Annotated in this window: 19 protein-coding genes and 1 tRNA gene; 7 read left to right on the top strand and 13 right to left on the bottom strand. The window is 66.4% G+C overall.

Annotated elements, in window-relative coordinates:
- Nucleotides 1–121 precede the first annotated feature (121 nt).
- Together ACUDP5_RS08050 and metE are read right to left on the bottom strand one after the other, a co-directional pair.
- A complete protein-coding gene (locus tag ACUDP5_RS08050; RefSeq protein ID WP_445658508.1) occupies nt 122–4,105 on the bottom strand; it encodes a Pls/PosA family non-ribosomal peptide synthetase in 3,984 nt (1,327 codons plus the stop codon).
- Between the two features lie 223 nt (nt 4,106–4,328).
- Nucleotides 4,329–6,626 carry a 5-methyltetrahydropteroyltriglutamate--homocysteine S-methyltransferase gene (metE, locus tag ACUDP5_RS08045; RefSeq protein ID WP_445658507.1) on the bottom strand — a complete coding sequence of 766 codons (2,298 nt, stop codon included), beginning with the start codon at nt 6,624–6,626 and terminating at the stop codon, nt 4,329–4,331.
- Between the two features lie 183 nt (nt 6,627–6,809).
- On the opposite strand from metE, the gene ACUDP5_RS08040 reads away from it, so the two are divergent.
- On the top strand, nt 6,810–7,727 hold the full coding sequence (locus tag ACUDP5_RS08040; protein ID WP_263915028.1) for a LysR family transcriptional regulator: 918 nt from the start codon (nt 6,810–6,812) through the stop codon (nt 7,725–7,727).
- Nucleotides 7,728–7,848: 121 nt separating this feature from the next.
- On the opposite strand, the gene recX is transcribed toward ACUDP5_RS08040, so the two are convergent.
- Nucleotides 7,849–8,622, bottom strand: a complete 774-nt coding sequence (gene recX, locus ACUDP5_RS08035; protein ID WP_445658506.1) for a recombination regulator RecX — start codon at nt 8,620–8,622, stop codon at nt 7,849–7,851.
- A gap of 158 nt (nt 8,623–8,780) precedes the next feature.
- Nucleotides 8,781–9,842, bottom strand: coding sequence for a recombinase RecA (gene recA, locus ACUDP5_RS08030; RefSeq protein ID WP_025140288.1), 1,062 nt, complete (start codon nt 9,840–9,842; stop codon nt 8,781–8,783).
- A 328-nt stretch (nt 9,843–10,170) separates the two neighbouring features.
- Between recA and ACUDP5_RS08025 the strand changes: the two genes are divergently transcribed.
- From ACUDP5_RS08025 to ACUDP5_RS08015, 3 genes are all read left to right on the top strand, one after another.
- A complete protein-coding gene (locus tag ACUDP5_RS08025) occupies nt 10,171–10,860 on the top strand; it encodes a response regulator transcription factor (protein WP_006393745.1) in 690 nt (229 codons plus the stop codon).
- 115 nt (nt 10,861–10,975) lie between these two features.
- The gene (locus tag ACUDP5_RS08020; protein WP_445659139.1) at nt 10,976–12,352 is read left to right on the top strand and encodes a sensor histidine kinase N-terminal domain-containing protein; all 1,377 of its coding nucleotides are present in this window, start codon (nt 10,976–10,978) and stop codon (nt 12,350–12,352) included.
- Between the two features lie 222 nt (nt 12,353–12,574).
- Nucleotides 12,575–14,236: an MFS transporter gene (locus ACUDP5_RS08015; protein WP_445659138.1), complete on the top strand. Its 1,662-nt coding sequence runs from the start codon at nt 12,575–12,577 to the stop codon at nt 14,234–14,236.
- Between the two features lie 566 nt (nt 14,237–14,802).
- Here ACUDP5_RS08015 and ACUDP5_RS08010 read toward each other — a convergent pair.
- On the bottom strand, nt 14,803–15,012 hold the full coding sequence (locus ACUDP5_RS08010; RefSeq protein WP_006388393.1) for a hypothetical protein: 210 nt from the start codon (nt 15,010–15,012) through the stop codon (nt 14,803–14,805).
- 151 nt (nt 15,013–15,163) lie between these two features.
- Here ACUDP5_RS08010 and ACUDP5_RS08005 point away from each other — a divergent pair, with 151 nt between their 5' ends.
- Nucleotides 15,164–16,063, top strand: a complete 900-nt coding sequence (locus ACUDP5_RS08005) for a recombination-associated protein RdgC (protein WP_183004000.1) — start codon at nt 15,164–15,166, stop codon at nt 16,061–16,063.
- A 117-nt stretch (nt 16,064–16,180) separates the two neighbouring features.
- On the opposite strand, the gene ACUDP5_RS08000 is transcribed toward ACUDP5_RS08005, so the two are convergent.
- The 5 genes from ACUDP5_RS08000 to ACUDP5_RS07980 all read right to left on the bottom strand — a co-directional run bounded on the left by ACUDP5_RS08000 (nt 16,181) and on the right by ACUDP5_RS07980 (nt 20,215).
- The gene (locus ACUDP5_RS08000) at nt 16,181–17,602 is read right to left on the bottom strand and encodes a diguanylate cyclase (protein ID WP_263915024.1); all 1,422 of its coding nucleotides are present in this window, start codon (nt 17,600–17,602) and stop codon (nt 16,181–16,183) included.
- 119 nt (nt 17,603–17,721) lie between these two features.
- Complete coding sequence (locus ACUDP5_RS07995; RefSeq protein ID WP_445658505.1) at nt 17,722–19,014, bottom strand: aspartate carbamoyltransferase; 1,293 nt, start codon at nt 19,012–19,014, stop codon at nt 17,722–17,724.
- Between the two features lie 100 nt (nt 19,015–19,114).
- Entirely contained in the window at nt 19,115–19,528 is a 414-nt protein-coding gene (locus ACUDP5_RS07990) for a hypothetical protein (RefSeq protein WP_263915022.1), read from the bottom strand.
- A gap of 3 nt (nt 19,529–19,531) precedes the next feature.
- Complete coding sequence (locus ACUDP5_RS07985; RefSeq protein ID WP_263915021.1) at nt 19,532–19,954, bottom strand: BPTD_2524 family lipoprotein; 423 nt, start codon at nt 19,952–19,954, stop codon at nt 19,532–19,534.
- A gap of 129 nt (nt 19,955–20,083) precedes the next feature.
- Complete coding sequence (locus ACUDP5_RS07980; protein ID WP_263915020.1) at nt 20,084–20,215, bottom strand: entericidin A/B family lipoprotein; 132 nt, start codon at nt 20,213–20,215, stop codon at nt 20,084–20,086.
- A gap of 172 nt (nt 20,216–20,387) precedes the next feature.
- On the opposite strand from ACUDP5_RS07980, the gene ACUDP5_RS07975 reads away from it, so the two are divergent.
- Together ACUDP5_RS07975 and ACUDP5_RS07970 are read left to right on the top strand one after the other, a co-directional pair.
- Nucleotides 20,388–20,750 carry a hypothetical protein gene (locus ACUDP5_RS07975; RefSeq protein WP_263915019.1) on the top strand — a complete coding sequence of 121 codons (363 nt, stop codon included), beginning with the start codon at nt 20,388–20,390 and terminating at the stop codon, nt 20,748–20,750.
- 63 nt (nt 20,751–20,813) lie between these two features.
- A complete protein-coding gene (locus tag ACUDP5_RS07970; RefSeq protein WP_263915018.1) occupies nt 20,814–21,218 on the top strand; it encodes a hypothetical protein in 405 nt (134 codons plus the stop codon).
- Between the two features lie 39 nt (nt 21,219–21,257).
- On the opposite strand, the gene ACUDP5_RS07965 is transcribed toward ACUDP5_RS07970, so the two are convergent.
- The 3 genes from ACUDP5_RS07965 to ACUDP5_RS07955 all read right to left on the bottom strand — a co-directional run bounded on the left by ACUDP5_RS07965 (nt 21,258) and on the right by ACUDP5_RS07955 (nt 23,413).
- Nucleotides 21,258–22,514 (bottom strand): TIGR03862 family flavoprotein, encoded by a 1,257-nt coding sequence (locus tag ACUDP5_RS07965; RefSeq protein WP_445658504.1) that lies wholly within the window; start codon nt 22,512–22,514, stop codon nt 21,258–21,260.
- Between the two features lie 277 nt (nt 22,515–22,791).
- Nucleotides 22,792–23,136, bottom strand: coding sequence for a hypothetical protein (locus ACUDP5_RS07960; protein WP_025140275.1), 345 nt, complete (start codon nt 23,134–23,136; stop codon nt 22,792–22,794).
- Between the two features lie 200 nt (nt 23,137–23,336).
- A tRNA-Met gene (locus tag ACUDP5_RS07955) sits at nt 23,337–23,413 on the bottom strand.
- Nucleotides 23,414–23,426: the final 13 nt, after the last annotated feature.

The raw sequence follows: 23,426 nt of genomic DNA, 5'->3' as shown, positions 1-23,426 counted from the left end.
GGCCGGGCAAGGAATGGTGCGCGGCAACAAAACCTTCAAAGTATAGCGCAGCCCGCCCTGCCCCAACCGTCTTGATGCGCGCCGCACGCCCCGGGTACCGGCCCCGCGGCCGCCAGGCGCATCAGCGCCGCGTCCACGGGGTGGCCGGACTGCCCATCCAGGCCTGGCCGGCCGGGATGCTCTCGCCCTTGAGCACCAACGTCAGCGGCCCCAGGCGGGCGCCGTCCTCGACCCGGGTGTCGTACAGGATCGTGGTGCGCGGGCCGACATTGACGCCGTGGCCGATGCGAACCGGCCCGATTTTCATGACCCGGTCTTCGAACAGGTGGGTCTGCGGGCCCGACCAGGCGTGCAGCACGGCATCGTCCCCAATAAATACGCAGTCGTACTCGGTGACGTCGGTGGTGTCCATGAACACCCGCTTGCCGATCTTGGCGCCCATGCAGCGCAGCGCCAGCGGCAGCCAGGGCGTGGCCCGCAGGAAATTGAAGAAATTGGGCACGGCGATGGATTCATACAGGCTGGTGACGGCTTCGCTCTTCCAGACGAACGGCGTCCACATCGGCTCGGCGCGCGGCCGGTAGCGGCCGATCAGCAGCCATTTCAGCAGGACCAGGAACAAGAAGGTGCCCACTCCGTACAGCACGCCGGCCAGCATCAGCTCGTCGAAGGCAGCCAGGAAGCCGTCGCGCACGGCGATGGGGATGACCTTCATGACCGTCAGATAGCCCACGGCGATGACCACCGCCAGCGGCAGGATCATGCGCATGCCCTCGACCGCGCCACGCGCCACCTTGCGGCCCAGGCTGGGACGGAAGGTCAGGTGCTCGGGAAAGCCGGCCGTCTGCTCGCGCGCCGGCAGCGCCAGCGGCGGATTGCCCAGCCAGGTCTGGCCGCTGGCCATGCGGGCGTTGGCGGGGGCGCGGCTCTGCACGCCGATCAGCACGTCGTCCGGCAGCACCGAGCCGTCGGGCACGTAGGCGCCGTTGCCGACGAAGCTGCGGTTGCCGATGACGGTGGGCCGCATGGTCATCCAGCCACGGTCGATTTCCTCGTCGCCCAGCATCACGCCGTCGGCGATGAAGCTGTCGCGGCCCAGGGTCAGCATGTCGGGCACGATGCCCATCGCCGTGGAAATCTCGGTGCCCCGCCCAACCTTGGCGCCCAGCAGCCGGTACCAGGTGCCGGCGTAGAGGGACGCGTACAGGCCGTGCAGCACGCTCAGGCTGGACTCCTGGATCTGGTTGGTCAGCCAGCGCCGCAGGTAGATCTGGCCGTAGACCGGCCAACGCCCGCCCGTCAGGCGCGGCAGCAACGCCCAGCGCAGCATGGCCGAGACCAGCACGGTCAGGAACAGCAGCAAGGCGCTGGCGGGCAAGGCCAGCAGCAGGTAGGCCAGGAACGCGTTGGGCCACCACACACGCGAGCCCATCAGGTCCAGCCAGCGCGCGTCGATCCAGTCGATCAAGACGAAACTGGGGAACACCGGCATGAAGAACAGCGCGGCGATCAGCGTGCCGCCGCCGGCATAGGCCAGCACGTCCAGCCGGGCCCAACGGCCTTCACGCACCGGGCGCGGCGGCAGTTCGGGGGCACGGGCCTGCGGATCGTGGCGGGCCGGCGCGCCGGTCCAGATCTGGCCGGCGGGAATGCACGAACCGGCCGGCAGGGACGACAGGCCTTCCAGGCGGGCGCCCTCTTGCATCGTGACGTTGCCCTGCACCACCGCATACGAGCCGATATAGGCGTTGTCGGCCAGGACGATCGGGGCGACCTCCCAGTGCGCGCCGCGCACTTCGAAGTTCTCCAGGTTGACCGCCGCGCCAATGCTGGCGCCGTCGCCCACGGTCAGCAAGTCTGGCGCACGCACGGAAATGCGGCTGATGGCGGTATCGCGGCCAATGCGCGCGCCCAGCGCCCGCAGGTACCACGCCTGCAGCGGCGAGCCGGCCAGCAGATGCGCGGGCGGGATGTCCAGCACGCGATCGACCAGCCACCAGCGGTAGAAGGTCCAGCCGTACAGCGGATAGCGGCCCGGCTTGAGCCGGCCCAGGATGCCCCACTTGCACACCACCGCCACGACGAAACTGAGCAGGTTGCACGCCAGGTAGCTGGCGATCGACAGCGCCACGGCGCGCCAGACCGAATCGCCTTCGTCGCCGGTGAAGTAGTGGTAGGTAAAGAACGGCGTCAGCCAGATCAGCATGCGCACGCCGATCAACAGCGGCAGCACGGCCAGTTGCGCCAGGCCGCAGATCCAGCGGCGCCATTCAGGCGCGCGCGCCAGCGTGGCGCTGTCGCCGGCCGCGGCGGCATCGGTCGGCACCACCGCCGCTTCGTCCGCCAGCGTGTCCAAGCGGGCCGCCAGCGCCCCCAGCACCGAATGCTGGTAGAGCTCGTGCATGGTCAGCGCGGAAAACTGCGGATGCTTGCGCAGCGACGACACCAGCCGCGCCGCCAGCAGCGAATGGCCGCCCAGGTCGCGGAAGAAGTCGCTGGCCAGACGCAACGGCTGGCCCGGAAACAGCGGTCGCAAGGCCTCGAACAGCGCCTGCTCGCCCGCCGAAACCGGCGTGTCGTCTTCGCCGCTGGGCTCGGCTGCGGTGGCCAGTTCGCGCGCCTTGAGCGCCTTGCGGTCGATCTTGCCCGAGGTCAGCCGCGGCACTTCGGCCACCAGCTCGAAACGGGCGGGAATCATGTAGGCCGGCAGCTCGACGGCCAGCGCCGCCCGCAGCGCATGGGGATCGAGCCGGGCGTCGCCCTCCGGCGTCAGGAAGGCCACCAGCTGATCGATGCCGGCCAGGTCGCGCAGCACGACGGCGGCGGCGCCCACGCCTGCCTGGCGGTACAGCGCGGCCTCGATCTCGCCCAGCTCGACCCGAAAGCCTCGCACCTTGACCTGGTCGTCGCTGCGGCCCAGGCATTGGATCTGGCCGTTCTCGTCGATGCGGGCCAGGTCGCCGCTGCGGTACATGCGGGTGTCGTGCTCGCCCGTGGGGCGCGGATTGGCCAGGAATTTCTCGGCCGTCAGTTCGGGGCGCCCCAGATAGCCGCCGGCCACGCCGGGGCCGGTGATACAGAGTTCGCCGGTCTGCCCTTGCGGCAGCACCGCCCCGTCTTCGCCACGAATCAGCATGCCGTAGTTGGGCAGCGGCGTGCCGATGGTGACCGGCTGGCCGGGCAGCAGCTCGGCCAGGCTGGCCGACACGGTGGTTTCGGTGGGACCGTAGGTATTGAACAGGCGCCGGCCAGGCGTAGCCCAGCGCTGCACCAGGAATTCCGGGCACATCTCGCCGCCCAGGTTGACGATGCGCAGGCCCGGCACGTCGCGGCCGAACAGGGCCAGCAACGTCGGCACCGCGTGCAGCACCGTCACGCCTTCGCGCACCAGGGCCTCGGGCAAGGCCTCGGGGTCGGTGGTCAGCATCTTGGGCGCCACCCAGAGGGTGGCGCCGACCAGGTAGCTGATCCAGATTTCCTCGAACGACATGTCGAAGGCGACCGAAAAGCCCTGGTAGACCTTGTCGCCCAGGCGCACGCCCAGCACCGCGTTTTCGCTGCGCAGGAAGTGGCAGATGCTGGCCTGGGTGATGGGCACGCCCTTGGGCTTGCCGGTGGACCCCGAGGTGTAGATGACGTAGGCCGGATGCTCGGGCAGCAGCCCTTCGCGCCGGCTCAGCGGCACATCGACCGCTACCGACAACTGCCAGGGGGTCCAGGTGATCATGCCGTCCAGGCGCACGTCGCCGCCGGCGACCAGGCCGCGCGATCCTGCGTCCTGCAGGCAGACCAGCATGCGGTCGGCAGGGGTATCGGATTCGAACGGCAGCCAGGCAGCGCCCGCCTTGGCGATGGCCGCCTGCATCACCAGCAGCTCATCGCCGCGCGGCAGGCACAGGCCGACGATGTCGCCGGGCCGTACCCCCGCCTCGATCAGGTGGTGCGCGGCCAGGTCGGCGCGACGCCCCAGCGCCTCGTAAGTCAGTGATTGATCCAGCCATTGGATGGCGATGGCGGCGGGATGCCGCAGGATCGTGGCTTCCAGAATATCGGGCAACGTTTCCGCGGCAAGCAGATCCGGCCGATAAGGGCCTTGAAGAATCATAGGTACGGCAACAATCCGGTGAGTAGGATTTTTGCTTATTGACCCACAAGGCGCGGTTTCGTTCAAGCGGCGGCCAAAAAAAACCCTGGCTTGTGCGAGAAGTGCACAAACCAGGGGGTGCCGGGCTGCCGGGCCCGGTAGTCCGCGCGTGGGCCTTGCCGGCAAGCCCGACCGCCGCCCGACCGATTGCGCGCGTCTCAGGCGGCGCTACGAAGCCGCGTGATCAAGCGGCACTGCGCAGCGTGCGCGCGGCTTGCACCATGCCGATCAGGGCGGCTTCAGTTTCCGGCCAGGCGCGCGTCTTCAGGCCGCAGTCCGGGTTGACCCACAGGCGTTCCCTGGGCAGGCGGGCGGCAGCCTTTTCCATCAGGCCGACCATCCAGTCCACCTCCGGCACGTTGGGCGAATGGATGTCGTAGACCCCGGGGCCGATATCGTTCGGATAGCGGAAGTCTTCGAACGCCTTGAGCAGTTCCATGTTGGAGCGCGACGTTTCGATCGTAATCACGTCGGCGTCCATGGCCGCGATGGACTCGATGATGTCGTTGAACTCCGAATAGCACATGTGGGTGTGGATCTGCGTTTCGTCGCGGACGCCGGCGGTCGACAGGCGGAAGCAATCCACCGCCCAGTCCAGGTACGCCTGCCAGTCGGCGCGGCGCAGCGGCAGGCCTTCGCGGATGGCCGGCTCGTCGATCTGGATGACGCTGATGCCGGCAGCTTCCAGGTCTACCACTTCGTCGCGCAGCGCCAGCGCCAGTTGGCGGCAGGTCTGTTCGCGCGGCTGGTCGTCACGCACGAACGACCACTGCAAGATGGTGACCGGCCCGGTCAGCATGCCCTTGACCGGCTTGTCGGTCAGCGACTGCGCATACGACGACCAGCCCACCGTCATCGGCGCGGGACGGGCGACGTCGCCGAAGATGATCGGCGGCTTGACGCAACGCGAACCGTAGCTCTGCACCCAGCCGTTCTTGGTGAAGGCAAAGCCGGCCAGCAGCTCGCCGAAGTACTCCACCATGTCGTTGCGCTCAGGTTCGCCGTGCACCAGCACATCCAGGCCGACCTTTTCCTGGAAGCGGATCACCTCTTCGATTTCCTTGCGGATGGCGGTCTCGTAGGCCGAATCCGTCAGCGCGCCCGACTTCCAGTCGCGGCGCAGCGCGCGGATTTCGGCGGTTTGCGGGAACGAACCGATGGTCGTGGTCGGGTAGGCGGGCAGGCCCAGTTCTTCCTGCTGGCGGGCAATGCGGCCGGCAAACGGGGCGCGGTCCCGCGACACGCTGGCCGAGGCGGCCATGCGCTGCGCCACCACCGGGTTGTGGATGCGGGCCGACGAACGGCGCGCGGCCAGGGCGGCGCGCTGCTTGGCCAGGCCGTCCTGCACCGACGGTTCCGTGGCGCTGTCCAGGGCGCGGCCCAACAGGCTCAGTTCTTCCAGCTTTTGCGCAGCGAACGACAGCCAGCTCTTGAGCTCGGCGTCCAGCTCGGTTTCGTTGGCCAGGTCCACCGGCACGTGCAGCAGCGAGCACGACGGCGCCAGCCACAGACGCTCGCCCAGCTGTTGCTTGACCGGCGCCAGCGTGGCGATGGCAGCGTCCAGGTCGGTGCGCCAGATGTTGCGGCCATTGATCACCCCGGCGGACAGCACCTTGTCGGCGCCCAGGCCGGCCACCACCTCGGCCAGTTGCTCCGGCGCGCGGACCAGGTCCACGTGCAGACCCGCGACCGGCAGGCCCAGCGTCGTTTCCAGATTGTCCTTCAGGCCGTCGAAGTACGTCGCGAGCAACAGTTTCACCGGGCTGGCCGACAGCGTGGCGTAGACCCGCGTGAAGGCATCGCGCCAGGCTTGCGGCAGATCCAGCGCCAGGATCGGTTCGTCGACCTGTACCCACTCCACGCCCAGCTTGGCAAAGCGGGCCAGCACTTCGACGTATACCGGCACCAGGTTGGTCAGCAGCTGCAACTTGGCGGGGTCGGCGGCCCCCGCGGCGAACGCGTCGCCCTTGCCCTGGAACAGCCAGGTCAGCGGGCCCGGGATCACCGGCTTGACCGCGTAGCCCTGCGCCTGGGCTTCCTGGACCTGCTCGAACAGCGATTCGCGAGCGATGCGGAAGGTCTGGCCGGGCACCAGTTCCGGCACGATGTAGTGGTAGTTGGTGTCGAACCACTTGGTCATTTCGCAGGCGGCGGCGGGCTTGCCCGACGGCGCGCGACCACGGCCCATGCGGAACAAGGTGTCCAGCGACACCGGCTCGTTGTCCTTCTGGCCGAACCGGGCGGGCACGGCGCCCAGCAACGTGGTCCATTCCAGGATCTGGTCGTACCAGGCGAAATCGCCCACGGGCACGAACTTCAGGCCGGCGGCGGCCTGCAGCTTCCAGTGCTGGGCGCGCAGGTCGCGGCCGGTTTGCGCCAGCGCTTCGCCGGTCTGCTTGCCAGCCCAATAGGCTTCGACAGCGTGCTTCAACTCGCGGTGGGCCCCAATGCGGGGGAATCCCAAATTATGAATCGTAGTCATGACTACCCCTATATTCGACAAAATTTGTTCATATGAAGGCTATTCTGCCGCCAAATCAAAATGAATCAAAATCAATGTCTACATTCATAAGATGAGGGAATCTCATACAATATAAGCTCATGCCCGCCCTCTGGGGTTGGGTGCCCCGCCGCCTCGGCTCGCCCTGACCGTCACGCCGCCCGCATGCTGGAAATCCGCCACCTAGAAACGCTGACCGCCATCCGTGAAGGCGGCAGCCTGCAGGAAGCCGCAGAGCGCCTGCACCTGACCCAGTCCGCCCTGTCGCACCAATTGCGCGACCTGGAAACGCGGCTGGGCACGCCGCTGCTGAACCGCCGCACCCGCCCGGCCCGACTGACCACGGCAGGGCTGCGCGTGCTGGCCCTGGCCGACGAGGTGCTGCCGCGCATGCGCGCCACCGAACGCGAATTGCAGCGCCTGGCCGCCGGCCGCACCGGCCGACTGCACCTGGCCATCGACTGCCATTCCTGCTTTCAATGGCTGATGCCGGCGCTGGACGCCTTCCGTGTGCAATGGCCGGATGTGGCGCTGGACCTGTCTGCGGCGTTTTCCTTCGCCCCCCTGCCCGCGTTGGTGCGGGGCGACCTGGATCTGGTCATCACGTCCGACCCCCAGCCGCTGGACGCGGTGCAGTACCTGCCGCTGTTCAAGTACGAGCTGGTGCTGGCCGTGTCCGAATCCAATCCGCTGGCCGGCAGCAAGTTCGTCATGCCCGACCAACTGGCCGACCAGACGCTCATCACCTACCCGGTGGACAAGCAGCGCCTGGATATCTTCACGGCCTTCCTGGACCCGGCCGATGTCGAACCCGCCGCCATCCGCAAGGCCGAACTGACGCCGATCATCGCGCAACTGGTTGCCAGCAACCGAGGCGTGGCCGCCCTGCCCAACTGGGCGTTGACCGAATACATGAACCAGGGCTGGCTGCGCCAGTGCCGGCTGGGGCCGCAGGGCGTCTGGCGCACGCTGTACGCCACGGTGCGCAGCGAAGACACAGACGCGTCTTACATCGATGAATTCCTGACCCTGACTCGCGACGTCTGCTTCAAGACGCTCAGCGGGATCAAGTCGGCGAAGTAAACGGCCGCGGCGCAAAGCGGGCCGTCGCACGGCGAACCCGCGGCCCGCGCTGACGATGCGCCGGCCCGGCAGTCAGAAGATCGGCAATGACGCGATCCAGCGACACCCCGCGTTGCGCTGCCTACTCGTCGTCGCCTGCGCCCAGGATGCGCCGAATGACATCGTGCGCAAAACCACGGCTGGCCAGGAAGCGGGCCTGCCTGGCATACGCAGCGCGGTCTTCGGGCTTGGCGTCGAACTTTCTTTTCCAGACTTCCAGTGCTCGGTCGTATTCCGTGGCCCGCAGTTGCTCGCGCAGTTCGGCCACCTGGCTGTCGTCCACGCCGTGCTGCCGCAGTTCCTGGACGATGCGGGCCGCCCCCTGGCGCGAAGCGCGCCGGTGCACCAGGCTCTGTGCGAAGCGTTCGGTGGACAGCCAGCCTTCTTTTTCCAGCGCGTCGAGCACGGTGTCGACCTCGGCCGGATCGTCGGCGTGCGGGGCGAGCTTGCGAGCCAGTTCTTCGCGGGCATGTTCGCGCCGCGACAGATACCCCACGGCGCGCATCTTCAAGGACGGCCCCTTGGGTGGGGCCTTGGCCTCGCGGGCGCCGCCCGACGGACCGCCGTCCGACGGATCGCCGCCCGACGGATCGCCGTCCGAAACCTTTGCATCCCGGGCAGAACCTGCGCGCGAGCGGTATCGATTGGACGCGCCTTTGCGGCCGCTGGCTCGCATTTCGGAGCTGCGCTGCCATTGATCGGGCGGCGCGTCGTCGCCGCCCCGGCCATCCGCACCCGCCCCGCGCCGCGCGTCCGACGTGCGGCGCAGCCCATCGGGCTTGGCCACGGTTTCGAATTCGTCGTCCAGCTTGGCGCGTAGGCGGTCAGCGGACGCGGCGGAGGGTTTCCAGCTCATGCGCTTCCTGCTTGCTATGTGCCAGCGGCAGGTCTCTCATGCTGGCCCCGCAACGTGGGGGCCTGATGCATGGGAGCCTGCCGCTGGCAACCGGGCGGAAAGGCCCGGCGACGATGCCGGACCCCGGCATCGGGGCCTGGCGACGGATGCCGGACGATTTACTCGGCGTCGTCTTCCGCGGTGGGAACGAATTCAGCCGCGCGGCTGACGATGCCCTGGTTTTCGCGAACGCGGTTTTCGATTTCGATCGCGATTTCCTTGTGCTCTTTCAGGTATTCGCGGACGTTGTCCTTGCCCTGGCCGATGCGGTTGCCGTTGTAGCTGTACCACGCGCCGGACTTGTCCACCACGTTGGCGGCCACGCCCAGATCGATGATTTCGCCTTCGCGAGAGATGCCGGCGCCATACATGATGTCGAATTCGGCCTGCTTGAACGGCGGCGCCACCTTGTTCTTGACGACCTTGACGCGGGTTTCATTACCGACGACCTCGTCGCCCTTCTTGATGGAACCGATGCGGCGGATGTCCAGGCGGACCGAGGCGTAGAACTTGAGCGCGTTGCCGCCGGTGGTGGTTTCGGGGTTGCCGAACATGACGCCGATCTTCATGCGGATCTGGTTGATGAAGATGACCATGCAATTGGTGCGCTTGATGGTGGCGGTCAGCTTGCGCAGCGCCTGGCTCATCAGGCGGGCCTGCAGGCCCGGCAGCGAATCGCCCATTTCGCCTTCGATTTCGGCCTTGGGCACCAGGGCCGCGACCGAGTCGATGACGATCAGGTCGACCGACCCCGAACGCACCAGGGCGTCGGTGATTTCCAGGGCCTGCTCGCCCGTGTCCGGCTGCGAGATCAGCAGGTCGGTCAGGTTGACGCCCAGCTTGTTGGCGTACTGCACGTCCAGCGCGTGTTCGGCGTCGACGAAGGCGCAGGTGCCGCCGATTTTCTGCATTTCGGCAATGACCTGCAGGGTCAGCGTGGTTTTGCCCGAGGATTCCGGACCGTAGATTTCAACCACGCGGCCCCGCGGCAGGCCGCCGACGCCCAGTGCGATATCCAGCCCCAACGACCCCGTGGACACCACCTGGATGTCGTGCGAGACCTCGTTGTCGCCGTAGCGCATGATCGAGCCCTTGCCGAACTGCTTTTCGATCTGCGAAAGCGCGGCGGCAAGCGCCTTGGCTTTTTCCGAAGCGGCGGCCTTGGTGGTTTTGTCGTCCATGTAGAGTCCTGTCTGTAACGTATCGGGGCGCGGTACGGGGTTGTCGAGATACCGGAGTTGTCGAGGGGGTATCGAGCTACCGGATTGTCCTGAGATTTCGGATAGCGCAGATTATGGCATCGGATTGTACTGTACAAAAAACCAGTGTGCCAGAGTTTTCCACGTATTCCCTGAGTGGGCAAGCGCGGTGGCCTATGCCAGAATCGCGGATACCCCCGGCGTTATGTCCCCATTGCCCGCCGGGCCGCCCGCCCTGGGTCACAAGCCCCGCGGCGGCCAGCGCGCGCCCGGTGCGCGTTGCCGGTTTCCCCTCTTTATTCAGCAGCCCATGCGCATCCTGATCGCCGAAGACGACAGCATCCTGGCCGACGGCCTGTCACGCTCGTTGCGCCATAACGGCTACGCGGTGGATGCCGTACGCGACGGGCTGGCCGCCGATTCCGCGCTGGCGGCCCAGGCCTTCGACCTGCTCATCCTCGACCTCGGCTTGCCGCAGTTGGCGGGGCTGGAGGTGCTGCGCCGGCTGCGCGCCCGCAATTCCGCCCTGCCCGTCCTCATCCTGACCGCCGCCGACAGCATCGAACAGCGCGTCAAAGGCCTGGACCTGGGCGCCGACGACTACATGGCCAAGCCTTTCGCGCTGTCCGAGCTCGAAGCGCGCGTGCGCGCCCTGACCCGTCGCGGCGCGGGCGGCGGCGCCACGCTGCTCAAGCACGGCCGGCTGGTGTTCGACCAGACCGGGCGTGTGGCCATGGTCGACGACCAGACGCTGGACCTGTCCGCCCGCGAAGTCAGCCTGCTGGAAATCCTGCTGACCCGCAGCGGCCGCATGGTCAGCAAGACCCAGTTGGTCGACCACCTGTGCGAATGGGGTGAAGAGGTCAGCACCAACGCCATCGAAGTCTATGTGCACCGCCTGCGCAAGAAGCTGGAACCCAGCGGGGTGAAGATCGTGACGGTGCGCGGCCTGGGCTACTGCCTTGAACGGGACCAGGGTGCGGCGTACCTCGCAAGCTGAGCCTGCCACGCCGGAGGCGCTCAACCAGGAAGCGCTGGATGTCATGCGGGCCGGCGCCCGCGGCCCCAGCTTCGCGCCGCCGCAGCGCTCGCTGCTGGGCGAGATCCTGGACTGGATGCTGGCGCCGCTGTTCCTGCTGTGGCCCATGAGCGTGGCCATCACCTATGTGGTGGCGCAGAACATCGCCAACGTGCCCTACGACCGCGCACTGGCCAACAACCTGCACGTACTGACCCGCCAGGTGCACGCCCAGGACGGCCGCGCGGTGCTGCGCATGACCGATCCGGCGCGCGAGGTGCTGCGCGCCGACGAGACCGACAGCGTCTTCTGGCTGGCCCTGGGCAGCCGCGGCGAGTACCTCGGCGGCGACCGCGCCCTGCCGCTGCCCGCCTCGGTGGGCCAGCCCCGCCCCGGCGAAGTGCAGTACGAGGACGACACCCTGCGCGGCTTCGGCATCCGCCTGGCCTACACCTGGGTCGACCTGAACCTGCCCAACACCCAGCCCGCGCTGCTGATCGTCGCCGAGACGGTCGAAAAACGCACCCAGCTTGCCAACGACATCATCAAGGGCGTGATCATTCCGCAATTCGTGGTGCTGCCGATCGCGGTGCTGCTGGTGTGGTTCGGGCTGTCGCGCGGCGTCGCGCCGCTGAACGCACTGCAGCAGCGCTTGCGGGCGCGCCGACCCGACGACCTGTCGCCCATCGATGAACGCGCCGCGCCGTCCGAGATCGCGCCGCTGGTGGCGGCCATGAACGATCTGCTGGATCGCCTGTCGGCCAACGTGCAGGCGCAGCGCCGCTTCGTCGCCGATGCCGCGCACCAGTTGAAGACGCCGCTGGCCGGCCTGCGCACACAGGCCGAATTGGCCCTGCGCGACGCCAGTCCCGAGGAAATGCAGTCCAGCCTGCGCCAGTTGGTGACCGGCTCAGAACGCGCGACCCGGCTGGTCAACCAGTTGCTGCTGCTGGCGCGCGCCGAGAACCCCAGCGCGATCGGCCTGGCTGCCACCGACCTGAACGCCATCGCCTACGAGCAGGCGATGCACTGGGTGCCGCAGGCGCTGTCGCTCAACACCGATCTGGGCTTCGAAGGCTCGGAAACGCCGGTCCTGATCAACGGCAACCCGCTGCTATTGGCCGAGCTGCTGAACAATCTGGTGGACAACGCGCTGCGCTACACGCCGCGCGGCGGCCACATCACGGTGCGGGTACAGGAGCAGGACGGCCAGGGCGTCCTGGAAGTCGAGGATTCCGGCCCCGGCATCGCCCCCGAGGAACGCGAACGCGTGTTCGACCGCTTCTACCGCGTGCTGGGCACGCTGTCCGACGGCAGCGGCCTGGGGCTGGCCATCGTCAGGGAAATCGCCCAGAAACATCAGGCCACCGTGCTGATCAGCGACCACCCCACCCCGCATTCGGATCTGCCCGGCACCCGTATCCGGGTCGTCTTCCCGCTCTATTCCGAACCCGCTGACGACCTCGACGCCTAGCGTCGCCCCGACTCAAGCGTCTAAGGACTATCCCTAGCCTCCCCAGGGATAGTTACTTTTAGTTTCAATTTTAAGATTCAGGTAAGGGTCCCGTCAGAACCTCGTCAGCCTCGCGTCCCAACCTTGCGCATAGCTCGATGTCGGTCTTGCCGGCGGAGGGTGACGCACGGCGGAAAACCGCCGGCCAGAAAAAATCGAGGAGACATCATGAGCACAACTACCATGGCAGGTCGCGGTCCATCCGCGGAACCGCGCCCGATGACCAAGGATGAACGCCGCGTCATCTTTGCCTCGTCGCTGGGCACGGTGTTCGAGTGGTACGACTTTTATCTTTACGGTTCGCTGGCCGCGATCATCGCCCAGCACTTTTTCTCGGGCGTGAACCCCACCGCAGGCTTCATCTTCGCGCTGCTGGCCTTTGCCGCCGGTTTCGCGGTGCGCCCCTTCGGCGCACTGGTGTTCGGCCGCCTGGGCGACCTGGTTGGCCGCAAATACACGTTCCTGGTCACCATCGTGCTGATGGGCCTGTCCACCTTCCTGGTGGGTGTGTTGCCCAGCTACGCCAGCATCGGCCTGGCTGCACCCGCCATCCTGATCGTCCTGCGCCTGTTGCAAGGCCTGGCGCTGGGCGGTGAATACGGCGGCGCCGCGACCTACGTCGCCGAGCACGCCCCGCACGGCCGCCGCGGCTTCTACACCTCGTGGATCCAGACCACTGCGACCCTGGGCCTGTTCCTGTCGCTGCTGGTGATCCTGGGCATCCGCACGTTCATGGGTGAAGACGACTTCAAGGCCTGGGGCTGGCGCATTCCGTTCCTGATCTCGGTCGTGCTGCTGGGCATCTCGGTGTGGATTCGCCTGCAGTTGAACGAATCGCCGACCTTCAAGCGCATGAAGGAAGAAGGCAAGGGTTCGAAGGCGCCGATCCAGGAATCGTTCGGCCAGTGGAAGAACCTGAAGGTCGTGATCCTGGCGCTGCTGGGCCTGACCGCCGGCCAGGCCGTGGTCTGGTACACCGGCCAGTTCTACGCGCTGTTCTTCCTGACGCAGACGCTGAAGGTCGACGCCAACACCGCCAACATCATGATCGCCCTGGCGCTCCTGATCGGCACCCCGTTCTTCGTGATCTTCGGTGCGCTCTCGGACAAGATCGGCCGCAAGCCCATCATCATGGCCGGCTGCCTGATCGCTGCGGCGACCTACTTCCCGATCTTCCAGGGCCTCACGCACTTCGCCAACCCGGCGCTCGAAAAGGCCCAGGCCACCGCGCCGGTCACGGTCATCGCCGACCCGAGCACCTGCTCGTTCCAGTTCAACCCCGTGGGCACCGCCTCGTTCACCAGCTCTTGCGACGTGGTCAAGTCGTTCATGGCCCGCAACTCGGTGAACTACAAGAACGAAGCTGCGCCCGCCGGCGCCATCGCCAAGGTCAAGATCGGCAGCGACGAGTTCGCCTCGTTCGACGGCAAGACCTTGGCGCCTGCCGACTTCAAGGCCAAGGCGGCCGAACTGGACAAGGCCCTGACCACCGCGATCCGCAGCCACGGCTACCCCGCCAAGGCCGACCCGGCGCAAAGCAACAACGTCATGGTCGTCGTGCTGCTGACCATCCTGGTGATCTACGTGACGATGGTGTACGGCCCCATCGCCGCCATGCTGGTGGAAATGTTCCCGACCCGCATCCGCTACACCTCGATGAGCTTGCCGTACCACATCGGCAACGGCTGGTTCGGCGGCTTCCTGCCCCCGGTCGCCTTCGCCGTCGTCGCTGCCACCGGCAATATCTACGACGGCCTGTGGTACCCGATCATCATCGCAGTCATGACCCTGGTCATCGGCACGCTGTTCGTGCGCGAATCCAAGGACAACGACATCAACACCTGAACGACCATCCCCCGCCGGGTGGGACTGCTGCGCCTGCCCGGCCTTTCAAAAGCTCCCCAGGGAGCTTTTTTTTTTCACGAAAAAAAAGCGAGAGAAGGACACTGCCAACGCCACGCCAGGATGCCCGCCCGGCCGCCCGGCCGCCCGAAGGCCGGGCAGCCCCCCCTGGGGGGCAGCAAGCGCGAAGCGCGCAGCGTGGGGGCCCACTTCCCACCCGGCCGCCCGAAGGCCGGGCAGCCCCCCTGGGGGGCAGCAAGCGCGAAGCGCGCAGCGTGGGGGCCAACCATTTTCAGGACGCTGTCAGACCCTCGCCGTTAGACTGGCGCCTCAGATTACGGCCTTGCGCCTGATCGCCTGGCGATTGATCCCCCTGTCAGGCGGTTGCAGGGCTAGTGTTCTGACACCGATACCGCGTTCCCCGCGAGCCTTTTATGACGCGGTATTGTGTGCTCCCGTACCGGCCCGGCCTCTATTGAGCCGGGCCGCTTTTTTTGTGCCCGCCATCGTGCAGACGCAAAAAAGCGGCCGACGAATCGGCCGCCCGGAATGACGCGGACAGGCGCGCCTTAACGGCGCATGCCGACGCCGATGACCAGTACGCCGGCCACGATGGCCGCGATGCCGGCCCACATGGGAATCGGCACGGACTTCTCGGTTTCGGCCGTGGCCTTGACCGACCCCACCTGCAACACGGTTTCTTCGGACTTGTAGCTGAAGCCCTTGTAGGCCAAAGCGGCAATGCCCAGCACGATCAGGATAGCGCCCACGATTTTCATGCTTTCTCTCCTCTTGCACACGGTTGCCGCGGACATTACCGCATGGCCGGGCATGTGTCAGTGACAGAACGTGTCGCCTCGCCCCATCGTATTGCACCGCTGCGGCAAAGCGGCCAGGGTCGTATAGAATCTACCCTTTTGGCCGACGCTCATGTGGTTCAAGAATCTCAAGATTTACCGCCTATCCTCGCCGTGGACCCTGACCGGCGAGCAGCTTGAAGAAACGCTTGCGCGGCATGCCTACCAAGCCGGCAACAACCTCGAAATGCAAAGCCTGGGCTGGGTGCCTCCGCGCGAGAACGGGGGCCTGGCCCACGTCGTGGGCGGGCAGATCCTGCTCAACCTGCGCGCCGAAAAGAAACTGCTGCCCAGTACGGTCGTGAACCAGGTCGCCAAGGCCCGCGCCCAGGAAATCGAAGAGCAGCAAGGTTACAAGCCCGGCCGCAAGCAAATGAAGGAAATCAAGGAACGCGTCACCGACGAGCTCCTGCCGCGCGCCTTCAGCGTCTACCGCGACACCCGCGTCTGGATCGACCCGCAGAACCACTGGCTGGTCATCGACGCCGCCGCCTCGGCCAAGGCCGATGAAGTGATCGGCCTCTTGGCCAAGTGCGTGGACCCGTTCCCGCTCGAAAACCTGTACGTCGCGCAGTCGCCCGCCTCGGCCATGACGGGCTGGCTGGCCGAAGACGAAGCGCCGTCCAATTTCAGCATCGACCAGGACACCGAACTGCGTTCGTCCGGCGAAAGCGGCGCGGCCATCCGCTACGTCAAGCACTCGATCGACGCCGACGACGTGCGCCGCCACATCCAGTCGGGCAAGCAGTGCACGCGCCTGGCCATGACCTGGGCCGACCGCATCTCGTTCGTGCTGACCGAGGGCCTGGACGTCAAGCGCGTCGCCCCCCTGGACGTGCTCAAGGAAGGCAACGACAACATGGCCACCAACGACGACGAAAAGTTCGACTCCGACATGATGCTCATGACGGGCGAGCTGGCCAAGATGCTGGCCGAGCTGGTCGACGCCCTGGGAGGCGAAAAGAAGATCTGAAGCGCCTGGCCGACCCGGCCTTGCCCCATCAGGCCGCCCTTTGCAGGGCGGCCTTTTTCATGGTGCGGCGGCATCCAGGTGCATCATGACGCCAACGCGCCAGGCCGCGCGTTGACACTACGCCGCCACGCTGCGGTCGCGGCCGCCCTGCTTGGCCTGGTACAGCGCCTTGTCGGCACGGTCGATCAGGTAAGCGTAGTCAGGGTGGCCATCAAACGTCGCCACGCCGATGCTGGTCGTGATGCGCAGGGTGCCCGCCTCGGGAATGCTGAACGCATGCCGGCGGATTTCCGCGCCCAGTTTCTCGGCTACGGCCAGCGCGGCATCACGTGCCGTATCCACCAGCACCACCAGGAATTCCTCGCCGCCGTAGCGGAAGACGAAATCGCTGGACCGACACGCCTGGTGCACCACCTCGGCGAACTGGCGCAACACCTGGTCGCCGCCGGAATGCCCGTACTGGTCGTTGATGGCCTTGAAGTGGTCGATATCCAGCAGCAGCACCGAAAACGCCGAGTGCTCGCGCGTGGCGATCAGGATCTCGCGCCCGATCACCGAAGGCAGAAAGCGCCGGTTCAGGACATTGGTCAGCGGATCGCTGCCGCTTTCGATCTCGGCCACCATGTCGAAAAGGCCATTGAGCAGGTGCTTGATGCGTGCCACCAGCTCTTGCAGCTCGCGCACCTGGTCGGGCAACGACGGCTGTCCCGCCTGCCCACCCTGCAACAGGCGCGGCAGCACCACGTCGTCCAGCCGTGCCACGGCCTCGGTAATCTGCCCCAGCGCCGGCGCGCTCTCGAACAGCACGCCGCCCTTGTGCTGCAGCCACAAGCCGAATTCGGAGGCCGCCAATCGCGGCAAGACCTGTTCAGGCGCGCGGTAGTGCAGGCCGATCAGCACGGCCTGGCTCCATTCGAGCAGGGCCGCGCGCTGGCGTTCGCGTTCGGTCGAGATGTTCTGCCCCAGCGCGAACAGCCGGTAGGCCTCATCGTTGCGCGCGCCGCGATTGATGTCGCGCATGAAGGCGCGGCTCATCTGCTCGATTGCCAGGTCAAAGAGATTACAGACGTACTGGGTTGCGATCGATGCCGCGATGCCGTCCAGGTCGCTGGCACGCAGGCGTTGCGCGATCTCGTTCTTCAGGATGCGAGCGCCGGCCATCACCAGGTGGATGGGAATGTGCACGCGCGCATGCACTTCGCCGACCTTTTTCTGGGTGGCCATCAGCGCGGCGATATCGCCTTGATCGCGCACGCACAGCAGGCCCTTGAGCCAGTGCTTCATGCCCTTGTGCAGGCGGCTGGAAACGATCTCGTGAGACAGGCGCGGGCCGGCTTCGGCGTCAGCCAGCAAGGTGGAATAGAACGCGTCGACCAGGGCGTCGGCGCTGTCGGACACCACCGCGGCGACCTGGCCGCGGGTATAGGCATCGACCGACGAATAGACCGCCTGCCAGGCCTGCGCATTGGACGCGCTGAGGTAACAGGCCTGACCGGCAGGGTCAGGAGACGACGGAACCGCGCGACTCATCGAAGACATAAAACCATCCGACCGAAGACTCCATGGCGTGTCTCGGAGCGACACGCGACAGGAAAAACCAGCGCGGATTATGCTTGAAATCGCAGACGCGCCGCCGCAGCGGCGCTGCCTTGTGCGGTTTATTCCAGGCCGTGGAACACCGAATCGTCAGGACCGACGTGCGACGGATGCTGCCACGTCACGTCGCGCAGCGAGTGCTGCACCAGCCCTTCCACGCCCAGCAGCACCGCGAAGATGGCCATGCGGATGGGAATGCCGTTGTCGGTCTGGCGGAAAATCGCCAGGCGCGGATCATGGTTCAGGTCCACGCTCAGGTCGTTGGCGCCCGGTCGGCTGTCGCGCGGCAGCGGGTGCATGACGATGGTTTCCGGGCTGCAGTACGCGTCGATGATGGCGCGGTTGATCTGGAAGTCTGGCGTGTAGCCTTCGTTTTCTTCGTTGGCAAAACGCTCTTTCTGCACGCGCGTCGCGTAGATGACGTCGGCGCCGGCCAGGCCTTCGGCCAGCGTGGTCTTCTGCTCGATGATGTTGCCGTTGCGGCTGGCCTGCTCGATGATGTAGGAGGGCATTTCCAGGCCCTTGGGCGACACCAGCGAGAATTTGACGTTCTTGTACAGGGCCATGAGCTTGATCAGCGAGTGCACGGTACGGCCGTACTTCAGGTCGCCGACCATGGCGATGTGCGCCCCGTCCAGCAGTTTGCCCAGGCGCGAGAACTCGGTCAGGATGGTGTACAGGTCCAGTAGCGCCTGGCTGGGGTGTTCGCCAGGGCCGTCGCCGCCGTTGACCACCGGGATGTTGGTGGCGCGCGCGAATTCCGCGACCGAGCCCTGCTCGGGATGACGGATCACCATGGCGTCCACGTAGCCGCTCATGACGCGGCTGGTGTCGTAGATGGATTCGCCCTTGGCCATGGACGAAAAGGTGAAACCCGTGGTATCGCAGACCGAACCGCCGAGGCGGCAGAAGGCCGAGCCGAAGCTGACGCGGGTGCGGGTGCTGGCTTCGAAGAACAGGTTGCCCAGCACGGCGCCTTCCAGCACGCGCGACACTTTCTGGCGACGCGCGATGGGCTGCATCATGTCGGCCACGCGGAACAGGTCTTCGACCGATTCCCGCGTGAACTGATCCACCGACAGCAGTTGGTGCTTGCCTTCCACAGCAATGCGATCGCGCAACGGGCCATCTTGTACGCTTTGCGTATACTTTTCGAGCAGCACCCCGTTTTGCACGATTTCGCTGACGAAACGCTGCACCACTTCCGGCATGGCGCGGAATTCCTGCGAGCCCTCAGGCAACAGCCAGGTGTCCAGCGCGCGGCGCTTGACGCCGATCCGGGTCGCGAACACGTCGCGCGTCAGGTTCAGGCGGCGCATCGCGTCGCGCAGGAAAGCTTGCTGGGAAATGGTCATGACAGGTCCCGGATAAAGGGTTTATATACGCACTGCGCATATTATTCCCAACGCAAGTGCAAGTCCAACACTTTTGCGCACACGGGTTTACCCGTTGTTTTTATCGGCGAGCGTAGGTGGTCATGTGGGGCGAGGCATCTGCGGCGGCCTGCCCGGCCGCCAGCCAGCAGCCCGCGCAGAACGCCAGGGCGCTGGTCACATAGCACAGCAGGGCCAGTGTCTGCGCCGGCAGGTGACCGCGCGTGACCCGGCCGTTGTAGCCCTGGCGCAACAGGCTGACCTGCGCCAGATAGCCGAACATGGCCCCCAGGCAGGCGGTCAACAGGCCGGCCAGCAGCAGGAAAAGCGGCAATTGCAGATCGGGGGCGGCGATATCGCCGCCCACCATGCCCAGCGAAAACGCCGCCAGGCCCAGCGCCGCGGCGCCGTTCAACCAGCCCAGGAAGCGAAAAGCGCCCGCCAGCAGCGCGAACGGCATGCCGGCGGCACGAATCTGCTGGGCGCGGGGGTCCATGGATCAGTCCTTGCGGCAGACCGGCGTGGCGCTCTGGATCGAGGCGCGGGCGGCGGCAATTTCCGCGGCGTCCCAGCGGCCCTGGCCCAGCACCGTGACGGTGACCTTGGACTTGGCCGGGCCGTCGGATTCGGCGGACACCAGTTCCAGCACCGTGGCGGGCTCGCCCACCTTGTAGACCTGGACCTCGTCAGGGGCGCCCTTTTCGCCGATGGTGTGGCGCCATGCATAGGCCACGTTATAGGGGTGCTGCACGTTGACGTGGCAGGTGCGCACATATTCGCCGGCACGTCGGAAGGCGGCCTGGTAATTGGTGTCCACGCTGAACGTTTCCTTCAGCACGGTATCGGACTCGTAAACGCCCTTGCTGGCACATCCGGCCAGCAATGCCATCAACGTGACGCCCACCCATACAGACTTGCGCATGATTCTTCCTGCCTTCAGATTCGGATTCCCGCGATTATGCCAGCGGCCGTAAAAAGGCCACGCCCGAAATGCCGGAACATTTCTGCGTGGCCGGTGCGGCGCCCACGGCGCGCGGACTGCCAGACACCGCTATTTGGTGGCGGCGCCCTCGATTTTCTCGCCGCCGCGCTGGATGTCCTTGCCGGCGCCTGCAACGGTATTGCACCCCGCCGTCAGGGCGGCAATCGAAAGCATCATGACAAGAATGACTTTGTTCTTCATGGGCATCTCCTATCGAGGCGTGGAAACCGAAGCCAGCATACCGCAAAGACCGCCGTTTGCGCAGGGTGGGCAGCCCGCCCCCGGGGCCGCGACCAGCATGCGACCGGCCGGTCACAGGGCCGGGCGTCCAGCGCCTGTCGCCTATTTGCCGGCAATGGATTAGGATTCGCAAATGACCAAGAAACACCTATCGGAAAACCACGACGGCGGCTCGCCGCAAGCGTGGGGCTGGGAACAGCCGCAGTGCCGCGGACAAGCCGCATTGGCGCTCTTCATCGACGATTTGCATCGCATCCTGCAGAACCATGCCGCGGGCCAGTTGGCCGCCAGCAGCACGCTGGCCGACGCCCAGGAACAGGTGGACGATCTGCTGGCTCGCTACAACGGCATTGCCGCCGCGCCCGAAATCTTCCTGGGCCAATCGGTCCAGCTCAAGGAAGGCGTCGACCGCAATGGCGTCTCGCATACGGTACCCATTTTTTCACCGCGCCTGAAACAATCGCTGGTCGCGATGCTTGGACAAGGACCCGGCTGACCACACTCCCGGCGCGTGCCGCCGGCGGTCAGCCAGAACAGCTCTAACGAGGGAGACCGCACAATGAATACAGACAATGTCGTAGAGTTCCTCCGCCTGCTGTCGCTCGACGTCTCGCTGGGCGCTGCCGCCCAGCACGCCGCGGGTCAGGCGGATGCGCCGCTGGCATTGGCCAGGCTGGCCACCGCGCATGGCTTGCCCTGCAGCGCTTCGGACTGGTCTGTATTTGCCCGCAGCTGCCTGGATGCGTCGCAAGAAGCCGTCGACACCGACATGCCCTCGGGCGAAGCCAAGATCTGGCAACTGGTGCAAGACCCCGGCCAGGATGCCAGCATGCCCGCCAGCGCGATCACCCGCGTCATCGGCATCGTCAACCAGCCCGACGGCACCACCGTGGTGGGGCATGTCGTCAACGATCTGACACCCAACCCCGGCCGCGGGCTGCACCCCTACCCCAACGGCTCTTGAGCCCGCACGCCCGAGACCGCTGACGACAGCAGCGAATCGTCAGACGCTGGCCTCTGCCAGAAAAGCGGCCACGCCCTGCGCCGCCACGCAGCCGCTGGCCATGCATGCGGTCAGCAGGTAACCGCCTGTGGGCGCCTCCCAATCCAGCATTTCTCCCGCGCAGAACACACCGGCCGCTGTTCGCAGCATCAGGCCGGGCGTCAGCGACTGGAAGCTGACGCCGCCTGCCGTGCTGATGGCTTCGTCCATCGGCCGCGCCCGTACCAGGGTCACAGGCAGCGCCTTGATCAGCACGCCCAGGCGCGCCGCATCCCGGAAATCGTCAGCCCCCGCGCACTCGCGCAGCAGCCCCGCCTTCACACCGGTCAGCCCCAGCCGGCTCTGCAGATGGCTGGACATGGATCGTGCGCCGCGCGGATGGGTCGCCGCGGCCATCACTTTATCGGCCGTCCAGTCCGGCGCCAGATCCAGCAGCGCGATGGCATGCCCCGCGGCGTCGATCTGATCGCGCAGCGAGGCCGAGAGGGCATAGACCAGGCTGCCTTCGATCCCGCTTTCGGTAACCACGAATTCGCCCTGGCGAGCCTGGCCGGGGGCCGTGACGCCGGCCGGGCGCATTGCCACGGACTTGACCGGCTGGCCCGCGTAGCGCGCGCGGAAGTGCGCCGACCAGGCCACATCGAAACCGCAATTGGCCGGTCGCAACGGCGCCACGGCGACGCCGTGCGCCGCCAACCCCGGCAGCCAGGTGCCATCGGAACCCAGCTTGGCCCAGCTGCCGCCGCCCAGCGCCAGCACCACGGCATCGGCGGCCTCGCTGCGCTCGCCATCGGGCGTCTCAAAACGCAGGTCCGCCGCGCTCGGCGTGGCCGACACCGGCCAGCCCAGCCAGCGATGGCGCATATGGAAACGCACGCCGCTGCCGCGCAGTCTGGCCAGCCAGGCGCGCAGCAGCGGCGCCGCCTTCATTTCGGCGGGAAACACGCGGCCGGATGAACCCACAAAGGTCTCGATTCCCAGTTGCCGGGCCCACTCGCGCAAGCCGCCGCCATCCAGCACGCGCAACCAGGGTTCCACCTGCGCGGCACGGTCGCCGTAGCGGGCCAGGAACGGCGCAGCGGCCTCGCTGTGGGTCAGGTTCAGGCCCCCACGGCCGGCCATCAGGAACTTGCGGCCGACGGATGGCATGGCGTCGTACACGTCGACTGCCAGGCCCTGCGCGGCCAGACCCTCGGCCGCCATCAAACCGGCCGGGCCACCACCGATGACGGCGACGCGCTTGCGGGAGGTATTCATGGCGTCGGCGCCTGGGCGCTGCCGGAAGACGGATGCGGGTACGGATGCATGGAAAAAGCCGTGACGGAAATGCCAGGGCGGCAGGCGCCGCCAGGGGAGCGATTGTCGCATGCGAGGCGCAGACCACCGCGCCGGCATCCGTGCAGGACAAAAAAATGCCCCGCATGGGGCATTTTTTCATCGCTGGCGGCAAGCCATTGATATTACAAAGATATTGGGACATGCACAGTGCCTATCCCAAGGCTTGTCCACAATCGCTGTGGGTAACTTGCGCCCGCTAGGCGTTGCCCGCGGCCTGCATCGGGCCCGACCAGGGCTCGGCGTCCAGCTGAAAGCGCAGCTCCTGGTATTCGCCGTCGACCGACACGGATCGCAGCAGCCCGGCGCCCAACGCCTGCCCCAGCGCACGGCGGCACAGCGTTTCGGGATCGTCGGGTAGCGACTGGAACACGCCATCGGGAATGCGCAGCCGCAGCAGCGCCTGGGGATCGCCCCGTTCAGCCGGTCGGCCGATATGGATATGGGCCGGATAGCCATGCGGGCACCAGATGCCCACGTGATACTTGCCTTCGGTGCCGGTATCGGCCACGTAGCCGGGATGATCGTATTTTGCTGTGCCCATGGACCCTCCTCGTGTGCGGCGAACTTGCGCGCGTAGCCCATGGTAGCGCAGCGTCCGGCGACTGTGCGGCCACAAGACCCAGGGAAACTCCGGGCTGGAACGATGGCTTGATGCAGGGCAAGGAAGGAGCAAAAAAGGGACGAAAAAAAACCGCGACCTGTGTCGCGGTTTTTTCGGGGCGCCTGAGACGCGCTTGAAACTGGTTGCGGGGGCAGGATTTGAACCTACGACCTTCGGGTTATGAGCCCGACGAGCTGCCAGACTGCTCCACCCCGCGTCTGATGTGTGAA

This window comes from Achromobacter sp. NCFB-sbj8-Ac1-l, from assembly GCF_052695805.1.
The sequence above is the reverse complement of the archived record's forward strand: the minus strand, read 5'-3'. Positions and strand labels throughout refer to the sequence as shown.

What these genes read in the sequence shown, in the direction of transcription:
- ACUDP5_RS08050 (WP_445658508.1), bottom strand. Translation starts at nt 4,105, where the DNA reads ATGATTCTTCAAGGCCCTTATCGGCCGGATCTGCTTGCCGCGGAAACG.
- metE (WP_445658507.1), bottom strand. Translation starts at nt 6,626, where the DNA reads ATGACTACGATTCATAATTTGGGATTCCCCCGCATTGGGGCCCACCGC.
- ACUDP5_RS08040 (WP_263915028.1), top strand. Translation starts at nt 6,810, where the DNA reads ATGCTGGAAATCCGCCACCTAGAAACGCTGACCGCCATCCGTGAAGGC.
- recX (WP_445658506.1), bottom strand. Translation starts at nt 8,622, where the DNA reads ATGAGCTGGAAACCCTCCGCCGCGTCCGCTGACCGCCTACGCGCCAAG.
- recA (WP_025140288.1), bottom strand. Translation starts at nt 9,842, where the DNA reads ATGGACGACAAAACCACCAAGGCCGCCGCTTCGGAAAAAGCCAAGGCG.
- ACUDP5_RS08025 (WP_006393745.1), top strand. Translation starts at nt 10,171, where the DNA reads ATGCGCATCCTGATCGCCGAAGACGACAGCATCCTGGCCGACGGCCTG.
- ACUDP5_RS08020 (WP_445659139.1), top strand. Translation starts at nt 10,976, where the DNA reads ATGCTGGCGCCGCTGTTCCTGCTGTGGCCCATGAGCGTGGCCATCACC.
- ACUDP5_RS08015 (WP_445659138.1), top strand. Translation starts at nt 12,575, where the DNA reads ATGGCAGGTCGCGGTCCATCCGCGGAACCGCGCCCGATGACCAAGGAT.
- ACUDP5_RS08010 (WP_006388393.1), bottom strand. Translation starts at nt 15,012, where the DNA reads ATGAAAATCGTGGGCGCTATCCTGATCGTGCTGGGCATTGCCGCTTTG.
- ACUDP5_RS08005 (WP_183004000.1), top strand. Translation starts at nt 15,164, where the DNA reads ATGTGGTTCAAGAATCTCAAGATTTACCGCCTATCCTCGCCGTGGACC.
- ACUDP5_RS08000 (WP_263915024.1), bottom strand. Translation starts at nt 17,602, where the DNA reads ATGTCTTCGATGAGTCGCGCGGTTCCGTCGTCTCCTGACCCTGCCGGT.
- ACUDP5_RS07995 (WP_445658505.1), bottom strand. Translation starts at nt 19,014, where the DNA reads ATGACCATTTCCCAGCAAGCTTTCCTGCGCGACGCGATGCGCCGCCTG.
- ACUDP5_RS07990 (WP_263915022.1), bottom strand. Translation starts at nt 19,528, where the DNA reads ATGGACCCCCGCGCCCAGCAGATTCGTGCCGCCGGCATGCCGTTCGCG.
- ACUDP5_RS07985 (WP_263915021.1), bottom strand. Translation starts at nt 19,954, where the DNA reads ATGCGCAAGTCTGTATGGGTGGGCGTCACGTTGATGGCATTGCTGGCC.
- ACUDP5_RS07980 (WP_263915020.1), bottom strand. Translation starts at nt 20,215, where the DNA reads ATGAAGAACAAAGTCATTCTTGTCATGATGCTTTCGATTGCCGCCCTG.
- ACUDP5_RS07975 (WP_263915019.1), top strand. Translation starts at nt 20,388, where the DNA reads ATGACCAAGAAACACCTATCGGAAAACCACGACGGCGGCTCGCCGCAA.
- ACUDP5_RS07970 (WP_263915018.1), top strand. Translation starts at nt 20,814, where the DNA reads ATGAATACAGACAATGTCGTAGAGTTCCTCCGCCTGCTGTCGCTCGAC.
- ACUDP5_RS07965 (WP_445658504.1), bottom strand. Translation starts at nt 22,514, where the DNA reads ATGAATACCTCCCGCAAGCGCGTCGCCGTCATCGGTGGTGGCCCGGCC.
- ACUDP5_RS07960 (WP_025140275.1), bottom strand. Translation starts at nt 23,136, where the DNA reads ATGGGCACAGCAAAATACGATCATCCCGGCTACGTGGCCGATACCGGC.